The sequence below is a fragment of the Micromonospora sp. WMMD812 genome (genome assembly GCF_027497215.1).
Taxonomy (GTDB): Bacteria; Actinomycetota; Actinomycetes; order Mycobacteriales; family Micromonosporaceae; genus Micromonospora.
Genome location: NZ_CP114904.1, coordinates 234850 through 259313, shown reverse-complemented (window position 1 = coordinate 259313; position 24464 = coordinate 234850). Strand labels below are relative to the sequence as shown.

General features: G+C 73.2%; 23 protein-coding genes. 5 read left to right on the top strand and 18 right to left on the bottom strand.

Going from position 1 to position 24464, the window contains the following annotated elements; translation table 11 throughout:
- Positions 1–30 precede the first annotated feature (30 nt).
- Both O7603_RS01105 and O7603_RS01100 read left to right on the top strand, forming a co-directional pair.
- Positions 31–807, top strand: a complete 777-nt coding sequence (locus tag O7603_RS01105; RefSeq protein ID WP_281573785.1) for an amino acid ABC transporter permease — start codon at positions 31–33, stop codon at positions 805–807.
- Positions 808–809: 2 nt separating this feature from the next.
- Positions 810–1547 (top strand): amino acid ABC transporter ATP-binding protein, encoded by a 738-nt coding sequence (locus O7603_RS01100; protein WP_281576918.1) that lies wholly within the window; start codon positions 810–812, stop codon positions 1545–1547.
- A 39-nt stretch (positions 1548–1586) separates the two neighbouring features.
- Here O7603_RS01100 and O7603_RS01095 read toward each other — a convergent pair whose 3' ends face one another.
- The 3 genes from O7603_RS01095 to O7603_RS01085 all read right to left on the bottom strand — a co-directional run bounded on the left by O7603_RS01095 (position 1587) and on the right by O7603_RS01085 (position 4883).
- Entirely contained in the window at positions 1587–2462 is an 876-nt protein-coding gene (locus O7603_RS01095; RefSeq protein WP_281576917.1) for a sugar phosphate isomerase/epimerase family protein, read from the bottom strand.
- A gap of 38 nt (positions 2463–2500) precedes the next feature.
- Positions 2501–3664: a dihydrodipicolinate synthase family protein gene (locus O7603_RS01090; protein ID WP_281573784.1), complete on the bottom strand. Its 1164-nt coding sequence runs from the start codon at positions 3662–3664 to the stop codon at positions 2501–2503.
- Positions 3665–3731: 67 nt separating this feature from the next.
- The gene (locus O7603_RS01085) at positions 3732–4883 is read right to left on the bottom strand and encodes a Gfo/Idh/MocA family oxidoreductase (RefSeq protein WP_281573783.1); all 1152 of its coding nucleotides are present in this window, start codon (positions 4881–4883) and stop codon (positions 3732–3734) included.
- Between the two features lie 225 nt (positions 4884–5108).
- Here O7603_RS01085 and O7603_RS01080 point away from each other — a divergent pair, with 225 nt between their 5' ends.
- Positions 5109–6137 carry a LacI family DNA-binding transcriptional regulator gene (locus O7603_RS01080; RefSeq protein ID WP_281573782.1) on the top strand — a complete coding sequence of 343 codons (1029 nt, stop codon included), beginning with the start codon at positions 5109–5111 and terminating at the stop codon, positions 6135–6137.
- Positions 6138–6231: 94 nt separating this feature from the next.
- Here the strand turns inward: O7603_RS01080 and O7603_RS01075 are convergent, their stop codons facing one another.
- The 7 genes from O7603_RS01075 to O7603_RS01045 form a co-directional block, all read right to left on the bottom strand.
- Complete coding sequence (locus tag O7603_RS01075) at positions 6232–8328, bottom strand: PQQ-dependent sugar dehydrogenase (RefSeq protein ID WP_281573781.1); 2097 nt, start codon at positions 8326–8328, stop codon at positions 6232–6234.
- 38 nt (positions 8329–8366) lie between these two features.
- Positions 8367–9332: a LamG-like jellyroll fold domain-containing protein gene (locus O7603_RS01070; RefSeq protein WP_281573780.1), complete on the bottom strand. Its 966-nt coding sequence runs from the start codon at positions 9330–9332 to the stop codon at positions 8367–8369.
- A gap of 152 nt (positions 9333–9484) precedes the next feature.
- The gene (locus tag O7603_RS01065) at positions 9485–10234 is read right to left on the bottom strand and encodes an ABC transporter ATP-binding protein (protein WP_281573779.1); all 750 of its coding nucleotides are present in this window, start codon (positions 10232–10234) and stop codon (positions 9485–9487) included.
- Positions 10224–10964, bottom strand: a complete 741-nt coding sequence (locus O7603_RS01060) for an ABC transporter ATP-binding protein (RefSeq protein WP_281573778.1) — start codon at positions 10962–10964, stop codon at positions 10224–10226. The genes O7603_RS01065 and O7603_RS01060 overlap by 11 nt, the downstream gene beginning before the upstream one ends.
- Positions 10961–12160 carry a branched-chain amino acid ABC transporter permease gene (locus tag O7603_RS01055; RefSeq protein WP_281573777.1) on the bottom strand — a complete coding sequence of 400 codons (1200 nt, stop codon included), beginning with the start codon at positions 12158–12160 and terminating at the stop codon, positions 10961–10963. The genes O7603_RS01060 and O7603_RS01055 overlap by 4 nt, the downstream gene beginning before the upstream one ends.
- Positions 12144–13031 carry a branched-chain amino acid ABC transporter permease gene (locus O7603_RS01050; RefSeq protein ID WP_281573776.1) on the bottom strand — a complete coding sequence of 296 codons (888 nt, stop codon included), beginning with the start codon at positions 13029–13031 and terminating at the stop codon, positions 12144–12146. Before O7603_RS01050 ends, O7603_RS01055 begins: the two co-directional genes overlap by 17 nt.
- A gap of 6 nt (positions 13032–13037) precedes the next feature.
- Complete coding sequence (locus O7603_RS01045; protein ID WP_281573775.1) at positions 13038–14243, bottom strand: amino acid ABC transporter substrate-binding protein; 1206 nt, start codon at positions 14241–14243, stop codon at positions 13038–13040.
- A gap of 148 nt (positions 14244–14391) precedes the next feature.
- Here O7603_RS01045 and O7603_RS01040 point away from each other — a divergent pair, with 148 nt between their 5' ends.
- Positions 14392–15423, top strand: coding sequence for a LacI family DNA-binding transcriptional regulator (locus O7603_RS01040; protein WP_281573774.1), 1032 nt, complete (start codon positions 14392–14394; stop codon positions 15421–15423).
- Positions 15424–15470: 47 nt separating this feature from the next.
- Here the strand turns inward: O7603_RS01040 and O7603_RS01035 are convergent, their stop codons facing one another.
- Positions 15471–16262 carry a maleylpyruvate isomerase family mycothiol-dependent enzyme gene (locus O7603_RS01035; RefSeq protein WP_281573773.1) on the bottom strand — a complete coding sequence of 264 codons (792 nt, stop codon included), beginning with the start codon at positions 16260–16262 and terminating at the stop codon, positions 15471–15473.
- A 368-nt stretch (positions 16263–16630) separates the two neighbouring features.
- Between O7603_RS01035 and O7603_RS01030 the strand changes: the two genes are divergently transcribed.
- Positions 16631–18406 carry a DivIVA domain-containing protein gene (locus O7603_RS01030; protein ID WP_281573772.1) on the top strand — a complete coding sequence of 592 codons (1776 nt, stop codon included), beginning with the start codon at positions 16631–16633 and terminating at the stop codon, positions 18404–18406.
- A 51-nt stretch (positions 18407–18457) separates the two neighbouring features.
- Here O7603_RS01030 and O7603_RS01025 read toward each other — a convergent pair whose 3' ends face one another.
- From O7603_RS01025 to O7603_RS00995, 7 genes are all read right to left on the bottom strand, one after another.
- On the bottom strand, positions 18458–18838 hold the full coding sequence (locus tag O7603_RS01025; RefSeq protein ID WP_281573771.1) for a DUF2267 domain-containing protein: 381 nt from the start codon (positions 18836–18838) through the stop codon (positions 18458–18460).
- A 153-nt stretch (positions 18839–18991) separates the two neighbouring features.
- Positions 18992–19798, bottom strand: a complete 807-nt coding sequence (locus O7603_RS01020; RefSeq protein WP_281573770.1) for a methyltransferase domain-containing protein — start codon at positions 19796–19798, stop codon at positions 18992–18994.
- Positions 19799–19803: 5 nt separating this feature from the next.
- Positions 19804–20601, bottom strand: coding sequence for an ABC transporter ATP-binding protein (locus O7603_RS01015; RefSeq protein WP_281573769.1), 798 nt, complete (start codon positions 20599–20601; stop codon positions 19804–19806).
- A complete protein-coding gene (locus O7603_RS01010; protein WP_281573768.1) occupies positions 20601–21344 on the bottom strand; it encodes an ATP-binding cassette domain-containing protein in 744 nt (247 codons plus the stop codon). Before O7603_RS01010 ends, O7603_RS01015 begins: the two co-directional genes overlap by 1 nt.
- A complete protein-coding gene (locus O7603_RS01005; protein WP_281573767.1) occupies positions 21341–22363 on the bottom strand; it encodes a branched-chain amino acid ABC transporter permease in 1023 nt (340 codons plus the stop codon). The genes O7603_RS01010 and O7603_RS01005 overlap by 4 nt, the downstream gene beginning before the upstream one ends.
- Positions 22360–23256, bottom strand: coding sequence for a branched-chain amino acid ABC transporter permease (locus O7603_RS01000; protein ID WP_281573766.1), 897 nt, complete (start codon positions 23254–23256; stop codon positions 22360–22362). Before O7603_RS01000 ends, O7603_RS01005 begins: the two co-directional genes overlap by 4 nt.
- Positions 23253–24443 (bottom strand): ABC transporter substrate-binding protein, encoded by a 1191-nt coding sequence (locus tag O7603_RS00995; RefSeq protein ID WP_281573765.1) that lies wholly within the window; start codon positions 24441–24443, stop codon positions 23253–23255. Before O7603_RS00995 ends, O7603_RS01000 begins: the two co-directional genes overlap by 4 nt.
- Positions 24444–24464: the final 21 nt, after the last annotated feature.

Here is a 24464-nt window from a genome sequence, read left to right as displayed (position 1 = left end):
GAGCGAGCGGGGCGGTAGGAGAGGCGACTGATGGATCCGTTGCGCACCCTCTGGGAGACGTTCTTCGACTGGGAGTCGATGCGCGAGGCGCTACCCGAGATGGTGACCGTCGGGTTGCCCAACACGCTGATCCTGGCGGTCTCCGCCGCCCTGCTCGGCTCGGTGCTGGGCATGCTGCTGGCCGTCGCCGGCATCGCCCGCACCCGCTGGCTACGCTGGCCGGCGCGCGTCTACACCGACGTGTTCCGGGGCCTGCCGGCCGCCGCGACGATCCTGCTCATCGGCGTGGGGCTGGCGCCGCTCGGCATGCAGGTGTGGGGCCCGGACCCGTACCCGTTGGGCATCCTGGCGCTCTCGTTGATCGCGGCCGCCTACATCGGGGAGATCTTCCGCTCCGGCATCCAGTCGGTGGAGGCGGCCCAGTTGGAGGGCGCCCGGGCGCTCGGCCTCTCCTGGGGCGAGGCGATGCGGGTGGTCATCATCCCGCAGGGCGTACGCCGGGTGCTGCCGGCGTGGGTCAACCAGCTCATCGCCCTGATCAAGGACTCCAGCCTGGTGTACTTCCTCGGCCTGGTGGCCAGCCAGCGGGAGCTGTTCCGGATCGGTCAGGACTACGCCGCCACCACCGGCAACGAGTCCGCGTTGCTGCTGGCCGGGCTCTTCTACCTGGCGCTCACCGTTCCGCTCACGCACGCGGTCAACGCGATCGACCGGCGGCTGCGGCACGGCCGGCAGGCCGCGCCGGCCGAGGACATCGACGACGCCGACCTGACACTGCCGGGCGCGGCCGGAGGGAGCCAGCGATGAGCATCGACACCACGACCTCGGTGAGCCTGGGCGTCCGCGACGTGCACCTCGCCTTCGGGGCGAACCGGGTGCTCCGTGGCGTGGACCTGGACGTGGCGCGGGGCGCGACCGCCTGCGTCATCGGGCCGTCCGGCTCCGGCAAGTCCACGCTGCTGCGGACGATCAACCGGCTGATCGAGCCGGATCGCGGTGACGTGCTGTTCGACGGACGCAGCGTGCTGACCGACGACCCGGACGCCCTGCGGCAACGCGTCGGCATGGTCTTCCAGCAGTTCAACCTGTTTCCGCACATGAGCGTGCTGCGTAACGTCACGCTGGCGCTGCGCCGGATCAAGCGGCTGCCCGAGGAGGAGGCGGTGGCCGTCGCCCGGGCCCAGTTGGACCTCGTCGGGCTGGCCGGCAAGGCCGACGCCCGACCGGCGCACCTGTCCGGCGGGCAGCAGCAGCGGGTGGCGATCGCCCGGGCCTTGGCCCTGCAGCCGCAGGTGATGCTCTTCGACGAGGCCACCAGCGCCCTCGACCCCGAACTGGTCAAGGGGGTGCTCGGAGTGATGGCGGACCTCTCGTCCGGCGGGATGACCATGGTGGTGGTCACCCACGAGATGGGCTTCGCCCGCGAGGTCGCCGACACGGTGGCCTTCATGGACTGTGGGGTTGTGCTGGAGGTCGGTGAGCCGGCCGCGGTCTTCGGGGCGCCCGAGCACCCGCGCCTGCGCCAGTTCCTCGCCCAGGTGCTGTGACCCGCCCGGCCCGGGCGCGGCCCCGTGGCGCTCCGCCGCTCAGTCGCCTAGCACGTGGGCGAGATGGCGGCGGGCCATCGTGGCGACGACCGCGTCCGGGTCGGCGGCCCACACGTCGGCGTTGAAGATCTCCACCTCGATGTCGCCGGTGTAACCGGCCTGCTCGACGGCCCGGCGGAGCAGCCGGAAGTCGATGTGCCCGTCGCCCATCATGCCCCGGGAGAGCAGGGCGTCGGGCGGCAGCGGGGTGATCCAGTCGCAGACCTGGAAACTCGCGATCCGGCCGCGGGCGCGTTGGATCTGGCCCAGGACGTCCGGGTCCCACCAGACGTGGTACGTGTCGACCACGACGCCCACGTGCTCGGCGGGGAACCGCTCGGCGAGGTCGAGCGACTGGCCGAGGGTGGAGAGCACCCCGCGGTCCGCGCAGAAGATCGGATGCATGGGTTCCAGCGCGAGCCGTACGCCGTGCTGCGCCGCGTGCGGCACCAGGTCGGCGATCCCGTCGGCCGCCCGCTCCCGCGCGCCGGCCAGGTCACGGGAGCCCTCCGGCAGACCGCCGACCACCATCACCAGGCAGGCCGCGCCGACCTCGGCGGTCTCCTCGATCGCCCGGCGGTTGTCGTCGAGCGCACGGCGCCGGGCGGCCGGGTCGACGGCGGTCAGGAACCCGCCCCGGCACAGGGAGGACACCCGCAGCCCGGCGTCGGCGACGAGGCGGGCGGCGGCGCCGGCGCCGATCGCCTGGACGGGCTCGCGCCAGAGACCGATCGCCGGCAGGCCGGCCCGGACGCACCCGTCGACCGCCTCGGCCACCGACCACCGGTCGGTGGTCTTCTGGTTCAGCGACAGCCGGGCGAGCGCCGGGTCGCCCGGCTGCGGCGTGGCGACCTCGGCCGGCCGGCCCGACGGCACGTCCACGGCCCGGTCCACGGTGGACCGGTTCGCGCCGCTCACCGGGGAACCCCGGCGACGTCGAGGAACGCGCGCAGCCGCGCGGCGGCGAGGTCGGGATTGGGTAGCAGCCGGGCCTCGTCGGCGAGCCGCGCCAGCTCGGCCAGGTGGACCACGCCGCGGGCGCTCTCCAGGCCGCCCACCATGGTGAAGCCGGGCTGGTGGCCGCTGAGCCAGGCCAGGAAGGCGATGCCGGTCTTGTAGTACCAGGTCGGCGGGGCGAAGATGTGCCGGGCCAGCGGCAGCGTCGGCGCGAAGGCCGCGTCGTAGCCGAGCGGGTCGCCTCGGTCGAGGGCCTGGAGGGCGCCCGAGGCGGCCGGTGCGATCGCGGCGAAGATGCCGAGCAGGGCGTCGCTGTGGTGCGTCCCGTCGCCCCGGATCAGCTCCGGGTAGTTGAAGTCGTCGCCGGTGTAGAGGCGTACGCCGGCCGGCAGCGCGGCCCGCAGCGCCCGTTCGTGGTCGGCGTCGAGCAGCGACACCTTCACCCCGTCGACCTTGGCCGCGTGCCGGCCGATGAGGTCGAGCAACGCGGTGCTGGCCGTCGGAACTTCCGCCGAGCCCCAGTAGCCGTGCAGCGCCGGGTCGAACATGGGCCCCAGCCAGTGCAGGATCACCGGTCGGGACACCTGGGCGAGCAGCCGCTCGTACACCTTGGCGTAGTCCTCGGGCCCGCGGGCCAGCCGGGCCAGCTGCCGGCTCGCCATCAGGATGACCTGCGCGCCGCTGGCCTCCACCACCTCGACCTGCTCCTCGTACGCGGCCGTGACGTCGTCGAGCGAGGCGACGTCGGCCGGCACGTGGTCGGTGCCGGCGCCGGCCGCGATCCGGCCGCCCGCCTCGCGCGCGGCGGCGGCGCTGCGGTCGATGAGCTGGCGGGTGGTGGCCCAGTCGAGTCCCATGCCGCGCTGAGCGGTGTCCATCGCCTCGGCCACCCCGAGCCCGTACGACCAGAGGTGCCGGCGGAACGCCAGGGTGGACTCCCAGTCCACCACCGCCGGGGCGCCGGGCACGTTGTCACCGAACGGGTCGGCGACCACGTGCGCGGCGGCGAACGCGACGCGGGAGGCGATCGCGCTGGCGGGCCGCTCCCACCGGGCCGGCTCGGCCAGCCGGCGCTCCTCCAGCGTGCCGTCGGCGCGCGGCAACCGCACCGTCGCGCTCATGCCGCCACCTCCGTCCGGTCGGCGCCGGCCCGAGGCTCGCACGCGCGGATCCTGATGATTCGCTCGCTCATGCCGTCAGCTCCGGCAGCTCGATGCGACGGCCCTCCCGGGAGGAGCGCAGCCCGGCGTCGGCGAGCTGCACCCCACGGGCACCGGAGAGCAGGTCGTACGGGTTCGGCGCGTCCTCCACGACGTGCCGGACGAACTGCTCCCACTGGGCCTTGAAGCCGTTGTCGAACACGGCGTTGTCCGGCACCTCGTGCCACTGGTCGCGGAACCGCTGGGTCTCCACGAGGTCCGGGTTCCACACCGGCTTCGGGGTGACCGCCCGCGGCTGCACCCGGCAGCGGTGCAGCCCGGCCACCGCGCTGCCGTCGGTGCCGTCCACCTGGAACTCGACCAGCTCGTCCCGGTTGACCCGGACGGCCCAGGACGAGTTCACCTGGGCGACGATCCCCCCGTCGAGTTCGAAGATGGCGTACGCGGCGTCGTCGGCGGTCGCGTCGTAGCGCTGGCCGTTCTCGTCCCAGCGCTGGGGGATGTGCGTGACGACCCGGGCGGTGACCGCCCGTACCGCGCCGAAGGTGTTCTCCAGCACGTAGCTCCAGTGCGGGAACATGTCCAACGCGATGCCGCCACCGTCCTGCGCGCGGTAGTTCCAGCTGGGGCGCTGCGCGGGCTGCCAGTCGCCCTCGAACACCCAGTAGCCGAACTCGCCGCGCACCGAGAGGATCCGGCCGAAGAAGCCCCCGTCGACCAGACGCTTGAGCTTCATCAGCCCGGGCAGGTAGAGCTTGTCGTGCACCACCCCGTTCTTCACCCCGGCCCGTCGGGCGTGCCGGGCGAGTTCGAGCGCCCCGGCGAACGACTCGGCGGTCGGCTTCTCGGTGTAGACGTGCCGGCCGGCGTCCATGGCCTTGATCAGTGACTTCTCCCGGACCTGGGTCAGCTGGGCGTCGAAGTAGACCGGGTGGTCGGCGTCGGCCAGCGCGGCGTCCAGGTCGGTGGTCCAGCGGGGCAGGTCGTGCCGCTCGGCGATCTCCCGCAACTTCGTCTCGTTCCGCCCGACCAGCAGCGGTTCGAGCTGCACGCGGGTGCCGTCGGAGAGTGTCACGCCGCCCTGTTCCCGGATGGCGAGGACGGATCGCACGAGGTGCTGCCGGTAGCCCATCCGGCCGGTCACCCCGTTCATCACCACACCGAGCTTGCGAGCGGACATCGACGAACCTCCTTGGGAAAGCGCTTACCGAAACGGTATGGCAGAGTCTGTCACCGGTGCAAGCCCCGTCCACACCGGCCGGTCACCATCGGCGACGACGGCGTGACCGGGGGGCGGATCCGCAGGCCACCGGCCCGGTGCCGGGTTTGACGGGGTGATCGGCGGCTTCCTACGCTGGCGGGAAACGATTTCCGCCCGCGGTCGAGTTCGGGAAGGAAAGGTTTCGTGACCGGTTCCGTCACGCTGCACGACGTGGCGCGCCGCGCCGGGGTGTCGCTGGCCACCGCCTCCCGTGCTCTCAACGGCAGCGCCAACCGGGTGGTGGGCGAGAAGCTGCGCGAGCGGGTGCTGCGCGCGGCGGCCGAGCTCCGCTACTCCCCCAACGCGCACGCCCAGGCGATGGCCCGGGGGCGGACCAACATCGTCGGCCTGTCGCTGCACGACATCGCCGACCCCTACTTCTCCGCCGTCGCCGCCGGCGTGATGCGGGAGGCCGGGGCGCACGGGCTGCTGGTCACCATGGCGAGCACCGAGCGCCGGCCGGGGGCCGAGACCGACTACGTCGGCGCGTTCCGCCGGCACTGGGCCAGCGTCGTCATCGTCGTCGGCAGTCGCACCGACGACCGCGCCGCCACCGACCAACTCGCCGAGGAGCTGGCCGCGTTCGAGGCCGAGGGCGGCCGGGCGGTGGCGGTGAGCCAACCACGCCTTCCGGTCGACACCATCTCCATCGACAACCAGGCCGGTGCGCGCGACCTCGGCCACGCCCTGCACGACCTCGGGCACCACCGGTTCGCGGTGCTCGGCGGGCCGCCCGACCTGCTCACCGCGACCGAGCGGGTGGCCGGTTTCCGGCAGGCGCTGGCCCGACGGGGCGGCCGGCTCGCCCCGGAGCACGTCGTGCCCGGCCCGTTCACCCGGGACGGCGGCTACGACGCCATGAGTCGACTGCTCGACCGTGAGCCCGACGTCAGCTGCGTGTTCGCCGTCAACGACGTGATGGCGGTGGGCGCGATGGCCGCGATGCGCGACCGGGGCGTGGAACCACCCTCGGGGATGGCGATCGCCGGCTTCGACGACATCGCCACCCTGCGCGACGTGAACCCGGGGCTGACCACCGTACGGATCCCCCTCGAGGAGATCGGGGCACTGGCCGTCCAGCTGGCCCTCGACGACGAGGTCGAACGGCCCCGCCTGCGTCGCGTCGGCGGCGAGGTGGTGGTCCGCGCCAGCACCCCCCGCGGGCCGTCCTGAGCCGACGTGCCGGCCCCCGGCGTGCCGGTTCTGGTGGGGAGCGGCGGCCACGCTGCCGCCGCTCCCCTGCCCGGAACCGCCGACCGGTGGCCGGTCAGGCCGCCGGCGTGCCGCGTACGGTGAGGTCACGCATCCGCCCGACGTTGTCGAACGAGCCGAAGCCCACCCGGCCCGAGTCGAAGGTGGTGTCCTTCGCGGTCATCAACGGGTCCTTCGCCCCGTCGATGTAGACGGCGATCTCCCCGGTCGCCGGCAGGTGCCGGACCCGGACCGTGTGCCAGTCCGCGTCCACGATGGCCGGCGCGGCGCCACGGGACCGGCCGTTCCACTGGTAGTCGATCCGCTCCCGGTCCGCGTTGTTGACCTTGAAGATGCCGTTGTGCGGCAGGATCGTGTTGTCGGTCGACACGTGGGCGTAGTAGAACTCCGTGTCCGACCGGTAGCCGAAGACGATGATCACGTCCCGGTTGGTCACCTCGACCGGGGTGTCCAGTCGCACCTCGGCCGTGACGTCGACGGCCCCGAACTTCGGTCCGGCGGTGAGCACCGCGTACTCGAACGGCCGGCGCGGGCCGGGCCGCTGCACGCCCGCCTCGGCCAGGATCACCTGCTTGCCGGTGAACTGCCACTTCGACGGGGTCACCGGCGCCCAGTTGGTCGGCCGCATGGTGTCCCGGACCTTGGTGTCGCCGACCGTCCCGTCCGCGAACTCGCGGGTGCCGGTCACCTTCCAGATCTTGCCGTTGGCCTTGGCCAGGATGTACAGCTCGCCCTGCGCGTCCGTGCCGAAGCGCAGGTCGACCCGGTTCGGGTCGCCGGGCGCGCCGGGACCGGAGAGGTCCTGCATGCGCACCGAGTTGCCGGCGGCGTCGAAGAGAGCCAGCCGGTGGATCGGAGCCGGGTCCTGCCCACGCCGCATCTCCTTGGCCTCGGTGTAGAGCACCCGCCCGTCGACCAGGTCGCCGAAGACGTACTTGCCCCGCAGGGCGGGCACGTCCCGGCCGCGGTAGACGAACCCGCCGGCCACCGCGACACCGACGTCCGAGGTGCAGTTCCAGCCCGGAGCCGGGTCGTGGTCGTACGCGGCGACCGGGTAGGTGTAGCCGTACTGTGCGTCGTCCTCGGGCAGCGGGAAGAGCTTGTCGCACGGACGCGTCGACGCCTTGTCGAAGACGAACGCCCCCTCGCGCTCACTCCAGCCGAAGTTGTCGCCGGCGCGCACCTCGTAGATCGCCTCGATGGCGTGCTCGCCGATGTGGCCGAGGTACATCCGTCCGGTCTGCCGGTCCCAGCTGAACCGGTGCGGATCGCGGAAGCCGACCGCGTAGATCTCGCCGAGCGCGCCCGCGCGACCGACGAACGGGTTCGAGGGCGGCACGCCGTACCGCCCGCCGGCGGCGTTGGTGCCCAGCGGGTCGATCCGCAGCAGCTTGCCGTGCGGGAGGGCGAGGTTCTGCGGGTCGGTGTTGCGGACGCCGAGACCGCCGTCGCCGGCGGCGATGTAGAGATTCCCGTAGTCGGCGTCGTGCTTCTTGGCCGTCGGGTTGAAGTTGATCTCCTGGATGCCGTGCACCTGACCGCCGAAGCCGAGGCGCAGCACCTCCCGCCGGGTACCGGCGAAGGTGTCGGCGGCAGGGTCGCTGGCCGTCCACTCGGTGATGATGCCGTGGAAGATGGTGCCGGTCTGCGACCAGTCCGGCACCTCGGTCGCCAGCGACGCCTGCTCGGTGTGGACGGTGTAGAACTTGCCGCTGCGCTTGAAGTCCGGGTGGAAGGCCACGTAACCGAAGCCCTGGCCGAGGCCGCGGCCGGAGAAGAACTTCGGCGCGAAGGTGGCCGCGACGTCGAGGTAGACGTGCGGCACGCCGTTCTCGACGACGTAGAGCTTGCCGTTGAGGTCAGGCACCGCCCGGCGGCCGGAGCCGTCCGGGATCTCCATGATCGTGTTGATCCGGGCCTGCCGCATGAGCCGCTGGTCGGTCGGCGCCGGGGTCGGCTCGGACTTGGGGAACGAGGTGTACTCGCTCAGGACGAGCCCGAGCCGGCTCTGGATCTGCGCCTCGGGGACCGGGTCGTAGATCGGGTCGGCGGCCTGGGCGGGCGGCGCGACCAGCAACGACAGGGTGAGGGTGGCGGCCGCGAGCACGGCGGTCGTCGCCGATCTGCGTACGCTGCGAGTGGAGATGCGCACGGGTCACTCCATTCTCGGGGGACGGGTGGCGGGGCGGGTCAGTGCCCGCGGGCGGTCATGTGCCGGTACTGCTTCTCGACGTCGCGCGCCGAGACGACGCGGTCGAGGAACATCAGCGAATCCATGCGGCAGTCGCACGGGTTCTGCTCGCGGGTGTCCTGCGGGTAGCTGCCGCCGATCTTGATGCCGCGGGGATCGGTGGCGGTGGTGACGTGCGGGCCCGGGCCGCTCACCAGCCACGGGTCGTCGGTGCGGGTGTAGAAGCCGGCCAGCGGCTTGCCGTTGCGGTAGAGGGCCATCGCGCCAGTGGCGAAGTCGAAGGTGGCGGTCAGGTGCACCCACTCGCCCACCGGCAGCAGCGTCCGCCAGTCCTCGTTCGCCGCGAACGTCTGCGAGTTGCCCCCGTCGAGGCGCCGGCCGAGCGCGACCAGGCGAAGTTCCCCGTTGACGTCGATGAGTTCCAGCAGCGCGCGGACGCCGTGGCCGTCGGAGTCGCCGGTGAGCACGCCGGCGAGCCCGATGGCGTTGAACAGGTCGTCGGGGTTGGCGGTGTGGGAGTTGGGCCGAGGGCTGGTCATCTCGACCTTGAACCAGCCCATCACGGTGGTGCCCGCGACGGCGTTGAACGGGCGCAGCGTGCGCACGCCGCTGGCCGACCAGATGCCGGCCTTCCAGTCGTCGTTGCCGGCGACCGTCGGCTCGACCTGCCGGGTCTGCAGCGCCCGGCCGCTGCCGGCGTACGCGCGGTCCCGGACACGCATCGCCGCGCCGCCGTTGACCAGTTCGATCTCGGTGCCCGACCGGCCCTGGTCGCGTTCCAGCGCCGGGTCGCCGGTCACCGGGTGGTCGAAGTCGTAGAAGGAGACCAGGTTCTCTCGTAGGGACGGGTGGACGCCGCGCGGGCCGGGCCAGCCGGCCGCCGCGGGTGGCGCCGCGGCGCCCGCCAGCACACCGGCCGCCAGGAGGGCGGCGGTGGCGGCGGCGACGCGTCGTGGTCTCGACATCGCGTACACCTCTCTGTGCCACGAACTTCGCCGACCCGACGCCTGCGGTAAGCGCTTCCCGGAAGCGCCGGGTCTCACTATGTCGGTGGTGCGGTGGTGCCGTTCGCCTGCTGGCGCCCGCGGGCTCGGCGCGCTCGACGCCGACGCGGGGCTCAGCGTTTCGGGGTGACCGGTGGCTCGGCGGGCCGTCCGCCGAGGTAGAGCTCGCCGAGCTGCGGGTCGGCCAGCAGTTCGGACGCCGGGCCGGAGATGTGCACGCGGCCGAGGTCGAGCACGCAGCCGAGATCCGCGGTCTCCAGCGCCCGCCGCGCGTTCTGCTCGACCAGCAGCACGGCGGTGCCGGCGTCCCGCATCCGGACGACCTGCTCGAAGACGGTGGCCGTCGCCTTCGGGTCGAGACCCATGGACGGCTCGTCCAGCAGGACCACCTTCGGGTCCACCATGAGCGAGCGGGCGAACTCGACCTGCTTCTGCTGGCCGCCGGAGAGCAGTCCGGCGAGGCTGTCCCAACGCTCGGCCACGACCGGGAAGAGTTCCCGGACGAACTCGACCCGCCTGGCGATGAACGCCTTGTCCTTGAGCGTGTAGCCACCGAGCAGCACGTTCTCGGCCACGGTCATCTCCCGGAACACGCTGTGCCCTTGGAGGACGTGCGCCACGCCGGCGGCGAGCATCCGCTTCGGACCCTGGCCGGTGACGTCCCGCCCGCCGACCAGGATCCGACCCGACCGCGGGGAGAGCAGCCCGCTGGCGACCTTCAGCACGGTCGACTTCCCGGCGCCGTTCGGCCCGACCAGGCAGACGATGGTGCCGGCCGGCACGGCGACGCTGAGGCCGCGCAGCACCGGGGCCGCGCGCCCGTAGCCGGCCTGGATGTCGATGAGTTCGATCTCAGACGCCAAGGTAGGCCCCCAGCACGCGTTCGTCGGAGCGGATGACTGACGGCGGACCCTCGGCGATCGGCCGGCCGCGGTCGAAGACCACGATGTGGTCGCTGATGCTCATGACCAGGTCCATGTTGTGCTCGACGATCACGAACGTCCGGCCCTCGGCGTTGAGCTCGCGGACCAGGCTGCCGATGCGGTCGAGCAGCGCCGGGTTGACCCCGCCGGCCGGCTCGTCCAGCAGGACCGTCTCCGGGTCGCTCATCAGCACGCCGGCCAGCTCGAGCAGCTTCTGCTGCCCCCAGGACATGTTGCGGGCCTCGACGTCGACGAGGTGCTCGATGCCCAACCGGGTCAGCCAGCCGCGCGCCCGGTCGACCTCGGACCGGCCGTGCGCGCCGCGCAGCTGCCCGAGCAGGCCCGCCGGGCGTACGGCGGCGAGCACGTTGTCCAGCGCCGACATCCGCGGGAACACCCGGCACAGCTGGAAGGTACGGCCGACGCCGGCGTGGGCGATCGCGTGCGGCGCGGCGCGGGTGATGTCCCGCCCCCGGTACGTCGTCCGGCCGGAGTCGGGCCGGATCAGGCCGGTGACGCAGTTGAAGAACGTCGTCTTGCCGGAGCCGTTGGGCCCGATGAGCGCGTTGACCTTGCCGTGCTGAAAGGCCACGCTCGCGCCGTCGAGGGCCACCACGCCCCCGAACGCCTTGGTCAGGGCGTCCGTCCGCAGTGCCTGCCCGTCGCTCATGACCGCCCCTCGCTTCGCTCCGCACCCGGTCCGCCGTTGCCGGCCGCCGCCAGCTCGGGTGGTGCCTCGCCCGTGTCGCCGCGCTCGCGCTGGTCGCGCAACTCGGCGGCGGTCACCTCACGGATCGAGTGCTGGGCCGGCCGGAACCGGTCGAGCAGCGCGGCGATCGCCGGCAGCACGCCGTCGGGCATGAAGAGCACGACGAGGGCGAGCAGCAGGCCGGTCGCGACCAGGTGCAGCGGGGTGTTGCCGTACTCGACCTTGAAGTACTCCAGCGCGGTGCCCACGACCACGGCGCCGAGCAGCGGACCGAACAGGTTGCGCACCCCGCCGAGCAGCGCCATGAGGACCATGTACGACCCGGTCAGGATGGAGAACTGGAACACCGGGTCGAGGTCGCCGAACCAGAGTGCGTAGAGGCCGCCGGCGCAGGCGGTGAACCCGGCCGAGACGACGAAGACCACCAGCTTGTAGGTGAACGTCGGGGTGCCCAGCGCCTCGGCCTTGTCCTCGTCCTCCCGGATCGCCTTCAGCCCGAGGCCGAACCGCGAACGGTCGATCACCCACCACACCAGCAGCGCGAGCGCCAGCAGGGCGGCGAAGAGGAACCAGAAGACCCGGTGGTGTTCGGGGCGCAGCAGATCCGGGAACGGCCGTGGCACGACCAGGCCCCGGGACCCACCGGTGAACGACGCCCAGCTCTGGAAGACCAGCAGCATCACCAGCACCAGCGCGATGGACACGATGACGAAGGAGGCGCCGCGGACCCGCAGCGCCGCGTACCCGATCGGCACGGCCAGCGCCGCGACCCCGACGGCCGCGACGACCAGGGCCAGGAAGCTCGGCAGGCCGGCCTTCGTGACCAGCAGCCCGGTGCCGTACGCGCCGAGCCCGGCGAGGGCGCCGTGCCCGAGCGAGATGTAGCCGGTGAACCCTCCGACGAAGTTCCACGAGGTCGACAGGACCGCGTAGTTCAGCACCAGGATCCCGGCGGAGAGGATGTACGGGTTGGGCGCCAGCGACGGGAAGGAGAGCACCACCGCGACGAGCGCCACGAGCACGACGCCCTGGACGATCCGGCCGGTGGTGACCGCGGGCCGGCGCGCCCCGGCCGGCCCGCCGGACGCTGTCGTGGCCGCCGGGCCGCCGGGGGCTGTCGTGGCGGCCGTCGGTGTCGGATCAGAAGCGCTGGGCAAGCCGACCTCCGAAGAATCCCTGCGGGCGGAACGCCAGCGTGGCGAAGAGCGCGAGGTAGAAGATGGTCTGCGCCCAGGTCGTGTTCAGCGGGATCTGCAACAGGCTCTGGAGCAGGCCGAGCACCATGGCGGCGGCCGCGGCCCCCGGCACGCTGCCCAGCCCGCCGACCACGATGATCGCCATCAGCGGGCCGATCCAGTGCCAGTGCAGCGACGGGTAGATGGTGGTGTCCAGGGCCAGGGCGGTGCCACCGACGGCCGCGCTGGCCAGCCCGATCCCGAAGCCGAAGCCGGCGATCCGGTCGGTGTCGATCCCGACCAGCCGGGCGGCGTCGCGGTGCTGGATCGTCGCCCGCAACGCCCACCCGAAGGTCGTCCTCTTGAGCAGCAGGTAGAGCGTCAGCAGCGCGGCGGCGGCGAGACCGAACGCGATCAGCTTGACCACCGCGATCCGGGCGCCGAACAGCTCGAGGTTCGCCGAGCCGTAGCCGAGCTGGATGCGCCGCTGCGTGCCGGTGAACGCGTACCCCAGCAGGCCCTCGATGATGACCGCGATGGCGAAGGTGAGCAGCACCGACATCATGGTCAGGGTCGCCGGGCGCAGCCTTGACAGCAGCAGCCGCTGCAGCAGCACCCCCGCGGCGAAGAAGAGCGGGACCGTGACGACCAGCGACAGCAGCGGGTCGACGCCGAGCCGGGTGTGCCACCACCAGGCCAGGTAGGCGGCGAGGATGAGGAACGCCGAGTGGGCGATCATCACCACCCGCATGATGCCGAAGTAGAGCGTCAGACCCGAGGCCAGCAGGGCGTAGAGCCCGCCCAGGAGCAATCCCAGCACGACGCTCTGGAAGATCAGCGCGCCAGAGGACATCGGTGCCTACCAGGCCGGCTTCGGGAAGACGAAGTCGGTCTCCTTGGCGTCTTCTGGAAGCACGATCTGGATCTCGCCCTTGACCCACTGCTGGATCATGTGGGCGCCCTTCGGCTTGCCGGTGGCGTCCCAGCTGAGCGGGCCGACGACCGTCTCCACCGTGTTGCCACGGACCCACTCGACCAGCTTCTTCTGGCAGTCCCCCTGCTCGGCGCAGCCGACCGCGGTGATCGCGGCCGCGACGACCTGGCCGGTGGTGTACGCGTTCGCCTCGTCCTCCTCCGGCGCCGAACCGAACTGGGCGGTGTACTTCTCGACGAACTCGACGTTGCTCGGGTAGGGCGCCTTCTGGGTGTAGCCGGTCGGCGACAGGATGCCCTCGGTCTTGTTGCCGATGGCGGCCGCGAACTCGGGGCTGGTCGGCGCCGTGGAGAAGGCGGCCAGCTTCGGCTGGTAGCCGAGCTGCTGGAGGGCGACGATCAGGTTGACGCCGTCCTGGTACTGCGAGCCGCCCACCACGATGTCCGCCTTGGACGCGGCGATCTTCGCGGCGATGCCGCTGAAGTCGGTGGTGTTCGGCGGGTAGACCTCGTCGACGACGGTGCGGATGCCACCGGCGGTGAGCTTCTCCTTGAGGCCGTACGCGGTGCCCTGGGCGAACGGGTCGTCCATCGCGGCGTACGCGGCGGTCGTGGGACGCTGCCCCGCCGGCAGGGCGAGGATGTGCTCCGCGAGGTGGTTGTAGTGGTCGTTGGCAACCGCCGGAGCGGCGTAGAACAGGTTCTTGAAGCCCTGCTCGAAGACCTCCTTCGCCGCGCCCGCGGGCTCGACGAACAACATGCCGTACTCCTCGGCGACCCGGGCGGCCGGGACGACGAGCCGGGTCGAGAAGGGACCGACCACCACGTCGACCTGGTCCTGGCCGATCAGCTGCTCGTAGTCGGAGACGACGCGGTCGGCGTTGGACTGGTCGTCGAGGATCTTCAGTTCGACCTGTCGGCCCAGGAGACCGCCCTTGTCGTTGACGATCTTCGCCCAGGCCTGGTAGCCGCGCTGCACGCCCTTGCCGGGCTCGGAGAAGTCTCCGGTCAGCGGCAGGGAGATGCCGACCACGATCGGGTCGTCGCCGGAGGACGAACCCCCGCCATCACCCCCGCTGCAGCCGCCGAGCGCGAGGGCCACCGTCGCGCCGAACGCCGTTGCCCATCTCATCTTTGTCAACCGGGTGGACATCCTCGGACGCTCCTTTGCACCAGGCTGGAAGCGCTTACGAAAGCGCTTTCGTACTCTAGGCTGTGTGCTACGTCACTGGCAATAGCCGAGGACGCGTCAGCATCGATGTGTTTCGGGAGCGTTACTGATGCCCAAGCCTGGCTCGAGGTTGCGCCTCGTCGACGTCGCCGAGCGGGCCGGTGTGTCGCTGGCGACCGCCTCGCGGGCTCTGGCCGGCCGGGACGGCGTCAGCGAGGAGGTCGCCGACCGGGTGCGGCGGGTCTCCCAGGAGCTGGGCTACGTCGCCAACCCGTACGCCCGCACCCTCGCCGGCGGGGCGAGCTCCACGGTCGGGCTGGTCGTGCACCAGGTGGACGACCCTTACTTCTCCGAGATCGCCGGGGGTGTCATCCAGGTCGCCGCCGACCAGGGGCTGCTCGTGCAGATCTGCCACTCCGGACGGGACCCGGGCTTCGAGCTGCGCCAGATCCGCCACCTCATCGCGCAGCGGGTCGGCATCATCCTCATCGCCGGCTCCGGCTACACCGACCCCCGCGTCGAGGCCGAGACGAAGGCGGAGCTGTCGGCATATCAGAACCTCGGCGGGCGGGTGGCGGTCATCGGCCGCCACTCGCTCGGCGCCGACGCGGTGCTGCCGGACAACGAGGCCGGCGGGCGGGCGCTCGCGGAGCACCTGCTCGCGCTGGGGCACCGGCGGATCGCCGTCGCCGCCGGCACCGAGGGGCTCACCACCGTCGCCGACCGGATGGCCGGGGTCGCGTCGGCGTTGCAGCGCCACGGCCTCGACCTCGGCGACCTGCCGGTCGTGCACACCGACTTCACCCGCGAGGGCGGCCGGGTCGCCGCCGAGCAGATCCTCAGCGACCACCCGGCGACGACCGCGATCATCGCGCTCAACGACGCGATGGCGATGGGGGTGCTGGCCGTGCTGCGGGCGCACCGCATCTCCGTGCCGGACCGGATGTCGGTGGTCGGCTTCGACGACGTCTCCGTCGCCGCCGACCTGGCGCCCAGCCTCACCACCGTCCGGCTGCCGATGACCGACATGGGGCGGATGGCTCTCGCCCTGGCGCTCAAACCCCGGTCGACCCGGCCACGCCGCCGATCGACCGGGCACACCCTCGTGGTCCGCGACTCCACCGGCCCGGCACCCGCCTGACGCCGACGTCGCCGCGCCGGCACGGGGCCCGCCGCCGGCGTCCGCGCTCAGAAGCCGGGGAAGACGCCCCGCAACTCGTCGAGGCTGACCGGCCCGGTCACCCGCACATCCTCCGGAGTGTACCGCGGCGACAGCCGACCGACCGTGAGGCGCAGCCACGCCTCGGCCGGCGCCAGCAGCTCACCGTCCGGCCGATCCGGAGCGTCGGTCAGCTCCAGCCGCTCGCCCAACCGCAGCCCGTACGTCCGCACCGGGTCGTGCAGCCGCACCGCGAGCACGGCCCGGCGGCCGGCCAGCACGTCCGTCCGGCCGGTCCAGGCGAGCATCGCCCCGACCTGGTCGAGCAGCAACGGCACCGCGTCGGCGGACACCGTCGCGGCCGGATCGAACCCGACCTCGACGTCCCACCGGTGCAGGGCGAACTCGTTGAGCCGCATCCGGGTCGCGGTGGCCACGTCCACCGGCTCGGGCAGGAAGCCGAGGTCGATCCGCAGGTCCGCCCGCGCGGTCGGGTCCAGCGCCTCGTACGCCTCGACGAGCCGCTCGTTGGCCTCGAGGAAGCCGTCGGCGTGCTCGGCGGGCGGCATCGCGTCCCAGCGCGCCCACACGGTCGTGTTGAAGTCGCCGCCCGGCGCCGGCTCACCGGCCCGGGCGGCACGGAGCACGGCCAGGTTGATCTCCGCGCCGCTGCCGAGGTGGCTCAGCACCTGCGACACCTGCCACTCGCTCGCGCCGGACGGCCGGACCAGGTCGTCCGGGCCCAGCTTCCCGACGAAGGCGGCGAGCGCGTCATGCCCGCTACGCAGGGCGGCTATGGTCTGGTCCGCGGTCGTGGTCATCGTTCTCCCGTCACTGATCGGTGCCGCCGTACCCCGCACACCCCGCGGAGCTGGCCGGTGGCCGACGCCGGCACCCCATCATGCCGCAGCCCAGGGGCCTCGACACGGGCTACGGCGGCGACGGGATGCTCTACTCTCGACGCCTCCGGTGCGGGCGACGCCGGCCGGCGCGCGCGCAGCTACCGCTCGGAAACGGCCGGCGTGCGACGCGACCTGACCGGCCGCGGCGGTGACCCAGCGCGACCGGTCGGATGCGTGGCAGCGATGACCGGGCCGGGACGACACGCGCCACCGGCGTCCCGGTAGCGTTGCGCGACATCATGGCCCGCGGGGTGACAGGGCGCTCGGGATGGTACGGAGGATGGCGGATGTCCAACGGCGACGAGCCGTTCGCGGTACGCGAGGGCGGGGTTTCACGACCCACCTTTGAGCTGGCGCGGCGTGGCTACGAGAAGCGGCAGGTCGACTGGTACGTCGAGCAGGTGAGTGACCAGCTCGCGGCGCTGGCCGCCGAGCGGGACCGCAACGGCGGCCAGGTCCGGGAGTTGACCGGTCAGCTCCAGCAGCTGCACACGGAGCTGACCGAGCTGCGCCAACGGCCGGCCCAGCCGGATCGGGCGACGTTCCGCGACCTCGGTCCCGTGGTCGACCAGATCCTCGCCCTGGCGGAGAAGCAGGCCGGGCTGATCACGGAGGCGGCCACCCAGCAGGCCGACGAGCTGCACGCCGAGGCGGAGAAGACGCTCGTCGAGGCCCGAGAGCGGACGGCCCGGGCGTTGCAGGAGCTGGAGGAGGAGCTGGCCGCGCAGCGCGCCGAGCAGGAGAAGGTCTACGAGGAGCGCCGCACCGCGGCCGAGTCCGAGCTGGCCGAGATCCGGGACGCGGCGGAGAAGCTGCGGGCCGACGGCGAGGCCGCCCACGAGCGCGCCCGTCAGGAGGCGAAGCGGATCGGCGAGCAGAGCGCCCAGCAGATCGAACAGGCCAGGGCCGCGTCCGAGGCGCTGACCCGGGCGGCCCGTACCCAGATCCAGCAGGAGCTCCAGGCGGCCCGCAGCAAGAGCCAGCAGGAGCTGGCCCAGTGGCAGGCCAACATCGAACGGGACGTCACCGAACGGCGGGCCGCCGCCGAGCAGGACCTGGCCGAGCAGCGGGCCGCCGCCGAACGGGAGATCGCCGGCCAGCGCAACGCCGCCGAGCAGACGATCGGCTCGCTCATCGCCGAGGCCCAGCAGTACGCGACCGAGGTACGCCAGCGCGCGGACGAGCAGGCCACCGCCCACCAGGAGCGGCTCACCGTGGTGCAGCAGGAGCTCTCGGCCCGGCAGCAGGCGGTGACCCAGTTGCAGTCCGAGCTGGAGAGCGCCCGGCAGCAGCTCGCCGAGTCGCGCCACGAGCAGGCGGAGGCGGATCGCGAGCTGGCCCAGGTGCGGCAACGCCTCGACGAGATCCGCCGGGAGCTCAGCGCCGAGGTCGAACGCCTCGACGCGGCGCGGCGGGCGGCCGACTCGGCCGAGCGGCACGCCAAGGACGTCCGTGCGCGGGTGCAGCGGGAGGCGAAGCGTGTCGCGGACCTCGCCGCGGCCGCGGTGATGGCCGCCGCCGCGGGCGGCGTGGCGACCGCCGAGTATCCGATGGTGACCGCGCGATCGGCAGCCGAGCGGCCGTCCCCCGGGGCGGAGACCGGCGGACGGCCGGCCGACGACGAGGCGACCGCCGAGCGGCGCGCCGACAACCTGGCGGGCGGCGAACGGCGGACGGACGACGCCGCGACCGGCGAACGGCGGCCCGACAGCACGATGGGCGGCGAACGGCGGGGCGACGACGAGGCGACCGGCGAGCGGCCCACCGGCGGCGCGGAGGGCGGCACACCGCGTACCGACGAGGCGGCGGCCGGCGATCAGCCGGCGGACGAGGCGCCGACCGGCGAGCGGCGGGCCGACGTGGTCGGGGCCGGCGAGCGGCGGGTCGGCATGTTCGAGCCCAGCGGGCGGCGGGTCGACATGTTCGAACCCGGCGAACGGCGGGCCGACATGTTCGAGCCCAGCGGGCGGCCGGTCGACATGTTCGAGCCCGGCGAACGGCGGACCGACATGTTCGAACCCGGCGAACGGCGGGCCGACGCGGAGGTCATGGAGCAGGCGTGACGAGGCGTCCGCGCCGCCGACCCGATCGGCGGCGCGGCGCCGCTCGTCACCTCATGCCTTGGTGCCGAAGAGTACGGCGTAGCCGGACGGCAGCTGGGTGATCACCTGGTTGAGTTCGCCCCAGCTCACCGCGTCCGCCAGCGTCGTCAGCACCGCGCCGGCATCCCACTGGGCCGTCCGCGTCGTCGCCCCGGTGCCGGCGGCGATGCGGTTGAGGAACTCCTGCGCCGACAGTTGCAGGGTCGGCTCGTGCTGGTCCTCGAGGATCTCGGCGATGCCCTGCGGCAGCTGGGAGGCGAGGTCGTGGGCCTCGGCCGGGGTCAGGCGCGCGGCGAGCACGCTGAGGACGGCGCGGATGACCGCCTCGGCCTCCGCCGCGCTGCCGTACTCACCGCGCTGGCGTACGGCGGCGACGAACTCGTGGTGTTTCACGATGCTGTCCCTTCCTGACCGTTGAACGGGCAACCGGACCGGAGGGAGGGGCGGGCGACACGGGGACGGCCTGCGCTTCCCCGAGTCTGGCACAGCGGATCGGCCGGGGACGCCGTAATCGTCGCCCCCGCCCGGCCGGAGACCCGCGGGCGGCTACCCGGGCAGCCGCCGGCCGCGCGTGGACACGAACTCGTAGGACATCACCGCGAACGCCGGATCGCGCAGGAGCTTGCGGAACGCCTCCAACTGGCCGGGGGTGAACCCGGCCTCCAGCAGCTCCGGTTCCAGCTGCCGCGAGTTCGTCTCGTACAGCGACGCTCCACTGGACTCGCCGGCCCAGCTCTCCGCGTGCGTGACGGTGTCGACGTCGACGAGGCCGGCGTACGTCATCTCGGCGTGCACGTCCTGCGCCCAGGCCAGGTCGGCGCCGTGACCCTGGAGGATGCCGAGCATCGCGTCGGCGACCTGGCCGAAGAGCTTCGCCGCGTCGTCGTTGGGTGCGGTCAGCACCCGCAGTGGCGCGGTGCAGTCGAACTCCTCGACCACCAACCACCCCCCGGGAGCGAGCGCGCCGGTGAGCGACCGGAGGATGTGCCGGCGCTCCGGTAGGTGCAGCAGCACCAGCCGGGCGTGGACCAGGTCGAACGCCGCCCCCGGCGGCAGCTCGGTGCGCACGTCGTGCCGGCGGACGTCGAGGTTGGCCGTCGGGGCCAGTCGCGAGGTGTCGATGTCGGTGGCCAGCACGTGGCCGTCCGCGCCGACCGCCCAGGCCATGCCGTGCGCCACCGACCCGCCTCCGGCGCCCACCTCCCAGCATCGGGCGGCCTGGCAGAGGACCGGCGGCGCGAGTCGGCGCATGGTGATCGGGTCGAGGAACGCCTCCAGCGCGCGCAGCTGGGGCACCGCCTCGGCGGCGGCGTTGTCGAAGGCGTACTCGCTGTCGATGGTCTCCGTGCGCATCGTGTTCACCCTTCCCTAGGTGGTCGTGACGACTGCGGGGCGTCGGCCCAGAGCCCGGGCGCCGGTCCGGGGGCCGGCGACGTGGCGACGGTGGCGATGCTCAACATCGCGGCCAGCGTCGCCGGGTCGGCCCGTGCCTCGGTGGACGGCCGGTCGTAGACCAGCCGCCCGTACTCCAGCACCGCGACCCGGTCGGCGATGTCGATGGCGTGCTGGAGCTGCTGCTCGACCAGGAGCACGGTGAGCCCGGTGCCGGCCAGGCCGCCGACGAGGTCCCGGACCCGGGCCGCGAGGTCGGGGGCGAGCCCCTCGCACGGCTCGTCGAGCAGCAGCACCCGGGGCTGGCCGAGCAGTGCCCGGGCGATCGCCAGCATCTGCTGCTCACCACCGGACAGCTGGTCGCCGCGGTGGCGCAGCCGCACCGCCAGCCGGGGCAGCAGCTCCAGGACGCGGGTCACCGTCCAGCCCTCGCCGCCGGGCGTCGCGGCACGCCAGGGCGCGGCGGCCAGGACGAGATGCTCGGCCACCGTCAGCCGGGAGAAGACCCGCCGCCCCTGCGGGACCAGCCCGACCCCGGACCGGGCGATGCGGTGCGGCTGGCGTCCGGCCACCTGCACCCCGCCGATCTCGATCCGGCCCTGTTGCGGCCGGACCAGGCCGGCGATCGTGTGCACCAGGGTGGACTTGCCCGCGCCGTTGCGGCCGACCACCGCCTGGATGCTCCCGGGCGGCACGTGGAGCGTCACGTCGTGCAGCACGGTCCCGCCGTAGTAGCCGGCGGAGACCCGGTCCAGCCGCAGCATCAGGCCACCCCCTCGGCGTAGGCCCGCCGCACCAGGTCGGAGGCGCGGATCTCGTCGGGCGTGCCGGCGGCGAGGGTGCGGCCGTCGCGCAGCACGGTGACCGTGTCGCAGAGTTCGTAGACCAGGTCCAGCCGGTGCTCGACCAGCAGGACGGCCACCGCCCGGGGCAGTTCCCGGAGGAAGTCGACCAGCCGGCCGACCTCGGTGGCGGAGAGCCCGGCGGCGGGCTCGTCGAGCAGCAGCAGCCGGGGCCGCCCGGCCAGCGCCATGGCGATCTCCAGTTGTCTCCGCTGACCGTGGGCGAGCTGGCCGGCGGGCAGCGCGGCGAGGTCGGCCAGGCCGACCCGGTCGAGCAGAGTGCCGGCGGTGCGGCGGGCCGCGCGCCGGGCCGCGCCGGGCTGCCACCGGCCCGGCCGGGCGGCGTGCGGCAACGCGGCGACCTGCACGTTCTCGGTCACCGTGAGGGTGGACCAGACGGCGGGCCGCTGGTGGATCCGGCCGACGCCGCGCCGCGCCCGGGCCGCCGGCCCGCGCCGGGTGACGTCTCGGCCCGCGAGTCGGACCCGCCCGCCGGCCGGCCGGGTGGCCCCGGCGATGACGTCGAGCAGGGTGGTTTTCCCGGCGCCGTTGGGCCCGATGAGCGCGTGCCGTTGACCGTGGTCGACGCGGAGGTCCACCGCGTCCAGCGCGGCCAGTGATCCGTACCGGACGGTGATGCCGCGCGCGGCCAGCAGCGGGGTCATGCCCGTACCTCCGTCCGGACGGGCTCGCGGGCCGGGCGAGGCCCCGACGGGCGCGGACGGATACCGGGGTGCGGCCGGCCCCACCGGCGTGACCGCCCGTGCCCGGGGCCGGGCAGCAGATAGACGGTCGCGATGAAGACCGCGCCCAGCACCAACGGCGCCTGGCCGGGGAGCAGGCCGAACAGCCAGTCCCGGGCGGCGATGACGAGCGCCGCGCCGAGCAGGGCGCCGCCGACCGACGCGGTGCCGCCGATCACCACGCCGAGCAGCAGCAGGGCGGACGTGTCGAAACTGAAGTCGGCCGGTGAGACGTACTGCTGGGCGACCACGAGCAGTGAGCCCGCGCCCCCGGCGATCGCCCCGGCGGCGATGTGCACGCCGGCGACGTGGGCGGCGATCCGGTGCCCGCTGGCCCGCAGCCGGGCCTCGTCGTCGCGGCCGGCGCGCAGCACCAGGCCCACCCTGGTCCGCAGGACCAGCAGCAGGGCGCCGACCGCCACCGCGACGACCACCAGGGTGTACAGGTAGCGGGCCCGGTCGGTGGCGAGGACCGGCAGCCCCCAGAACGGGCGGATCGGGGAGATGCCGGCGAGCCCGTCCGTGCCGCCGGTGACCGACCGCCAGCGGCCGACGACGGTGACGACCAGCTCGCCGACCGCCAGGGTGATCATGAGGACGACCACCCCGCGGGCCGACACCACGAGCGGGACGGTCAGCGCGGCCAGCGCCGCGCCCGCCGCCGCCGCGACGGCGAACCGCACGACCCCGACGTCGGAGACGCTCCCGCCGACCACCACGCAGGCGTACGCGCCGGCCGCGTACGGTGCGGTCTGGCCGAGGGTGGGCAGGCCCGCCACCCCGGTCAGCAGGGCGACGCTCACCCCGACCAGGCCGAGGGCGAGCGTGCGCGCGAGGATCGCCGCGGTGTAGTCGTCGACCATCCAGGGCGCCAGGACGAGTCCGGCCAGCACGACGGCCGCCACCGTGCGGCGCAGCGGGCGGATCAGCTCGTCCCTCACGTCGCCCTCCTCGCGGTGGCGAGGCCCCGCGCGCGGACCGCGAGCACGGCGGCCATGGCCGCGAAGAGCAGGAAGGGCGCCGCCGACGGGGCGAGGGCCACACCGAGGGTCTGGATCTCCCCCACCAGGAGCGCGGCGAGCAGCGTGCCGGTCAGCGACCCGAGACCGCCGAGCACCACGACCACCAGGGAGAGCAGGAGCACGGTGTCGGCGGTGTCCGGCCCGGGGCCGATGATCGGCGCGCCGAGCACACCGGCGGCGCCGGCGAGCGCTCCGGCGGCGGCGAGCACACCGACCCGGATCCGGGTCGGGCTGGCACCGAGGCACGCGACCATCTCGGCGTCGTCGACGGCGGCGCGGACCAGCATTCCGGCCCGGGTGCGGCGCACGGTGAGATAGAGCAGGCCGGCCAGCAGCGCGGCGACGACGATGAAGACCAGCCGGTACGCGGCGTACCGGTGGCCGGCCACCGACACGGACCCGTCGAGCGCGGCGGGGACGTGGACCGGGCGGTCGTCGGGCCCGAACGCGGAGACGAGCAGGCTGCCGCCGGCCAGCGCCACCCCGAAGGTCAGCAGCGCCTGGGTGAGGTGGTTGCGCGAAGCGGCCCGGGTGAGCAACCCGGCCAGCACCACCCCGCCGGCGGTGGCGGCGGCGACGCCGACCCCCAGTGCCAGCGCCAGGCTGGGCCAGCCGCCGTCCAGCAGGGCCGCCGCCGTGTAGCCGCCGATGGCGTAGAGCGTGCCGTGGGCGAGGTTGAGGATGCCGGCGACCCCGAAGCAGAAGACCAACCCGGCCGCGGCGACGAAGACGAGCAGGCCGTAGGCCACGCCGTCCAGCGCGGGGATGACGTACGGGTCGATCCGGGCCGTGCCGGCCGCCACCGTGCTCATCGGCCGACAGTCGCGAGATCACCGACGACGGTGTTGGAGAGCGCCCGACCGTCCTGGCGGACCTGGCGCAGGTACCACTTCTGCACCGGTGAGTGGGTGGTGGTGGAGAACTGCCAGGTGCCGCGAGGGCTGGCGATCTGCCCGAGCTTGCCGATGGCCTCGTTGATGCTCTCCGGCGTGGGATTGTCCCCGGCGGCGCCGATCGCCCGGTCGAGCACCGCCGCCGCGTCGTACGAGGCCATGGCGTACGTCGTCGGGGAGCCGTCGTGCTCGGCCTTCCAGGCCGCGACGAAGGCTCGGTTCTCGGCGTTGTCGAGGTCCGGCGAGTAGTTCAGCACGGAGTAGATGTCACGGGCGGCCTCGCCCTGCGCGTCGAGCACCCCGCCCTCGGTGAGGAAGCCGGCGGCGTAGAGCGGAAGATCCCGGATCTCCGACTGGGCGTACTGCTTGACGAAGTCCACCGCGGCGCTGCCCGCGTAGAAGGTGAAGACGGCGTTCGCCCCGGACGCCTTGATCCGGGCGAAGTACGGGGTGAAGTTGGTGGTGGTCGGGAACGGGGTGAACGTGGTCTTGCCGTCCGGGTTGGCCAGCGTGCCGCCGGCCTTGGCGAAGGCCTCGGTGAAGCCGCGCAGCTCGTCCCAGCCGCCCTGGTAGTCCGGACCGATCGCGTAGACCGAGCCCTTCACGTTGTCGCGCACGTGCTGGGCGATCGCCTCACCGGGCTCGTCGGACAGGTAGGAGGTGTGCCAGATCCGGGACACGTCCTTGAGCTCCGGCCGGCCGTTCGAGCCGACGAGCGGCACCTTGGTCTCGTTGAGCAGCGGGTAGACGGCGGCGACCGAGCCGCCCCCGACGATGCCGGTGAGCGCGGCGACGCGGTCCTGCTTGAGCAGCTTGGTCGCGGCCGGCACCGCGGTCGGCGCGCCGTTGCCCTCGTCGGCGACCACGAGGTCGACGGTGCGTCCGCCGAGCTTGCCGTCGTGCGTGGACAGGTAGAGCTCGAAACCGTCGCGGATCTCCGTGCCCACCGCCTGGTAGGTGCCCGAGAGCGACGCCAGCAGGCCGATCTTGATCGAGCCAGCTTCGCTCGCGCCCGGCCCGTCCTGGTTGCAGGCGGCCGCGGTGAGCAGGACGAGGGCGAGCAGGCTGGCGGTGCGGGCGCGGCCGCGCCGAGGGGTGACAGACATGTCTTCCTTCCAGAGGGGATG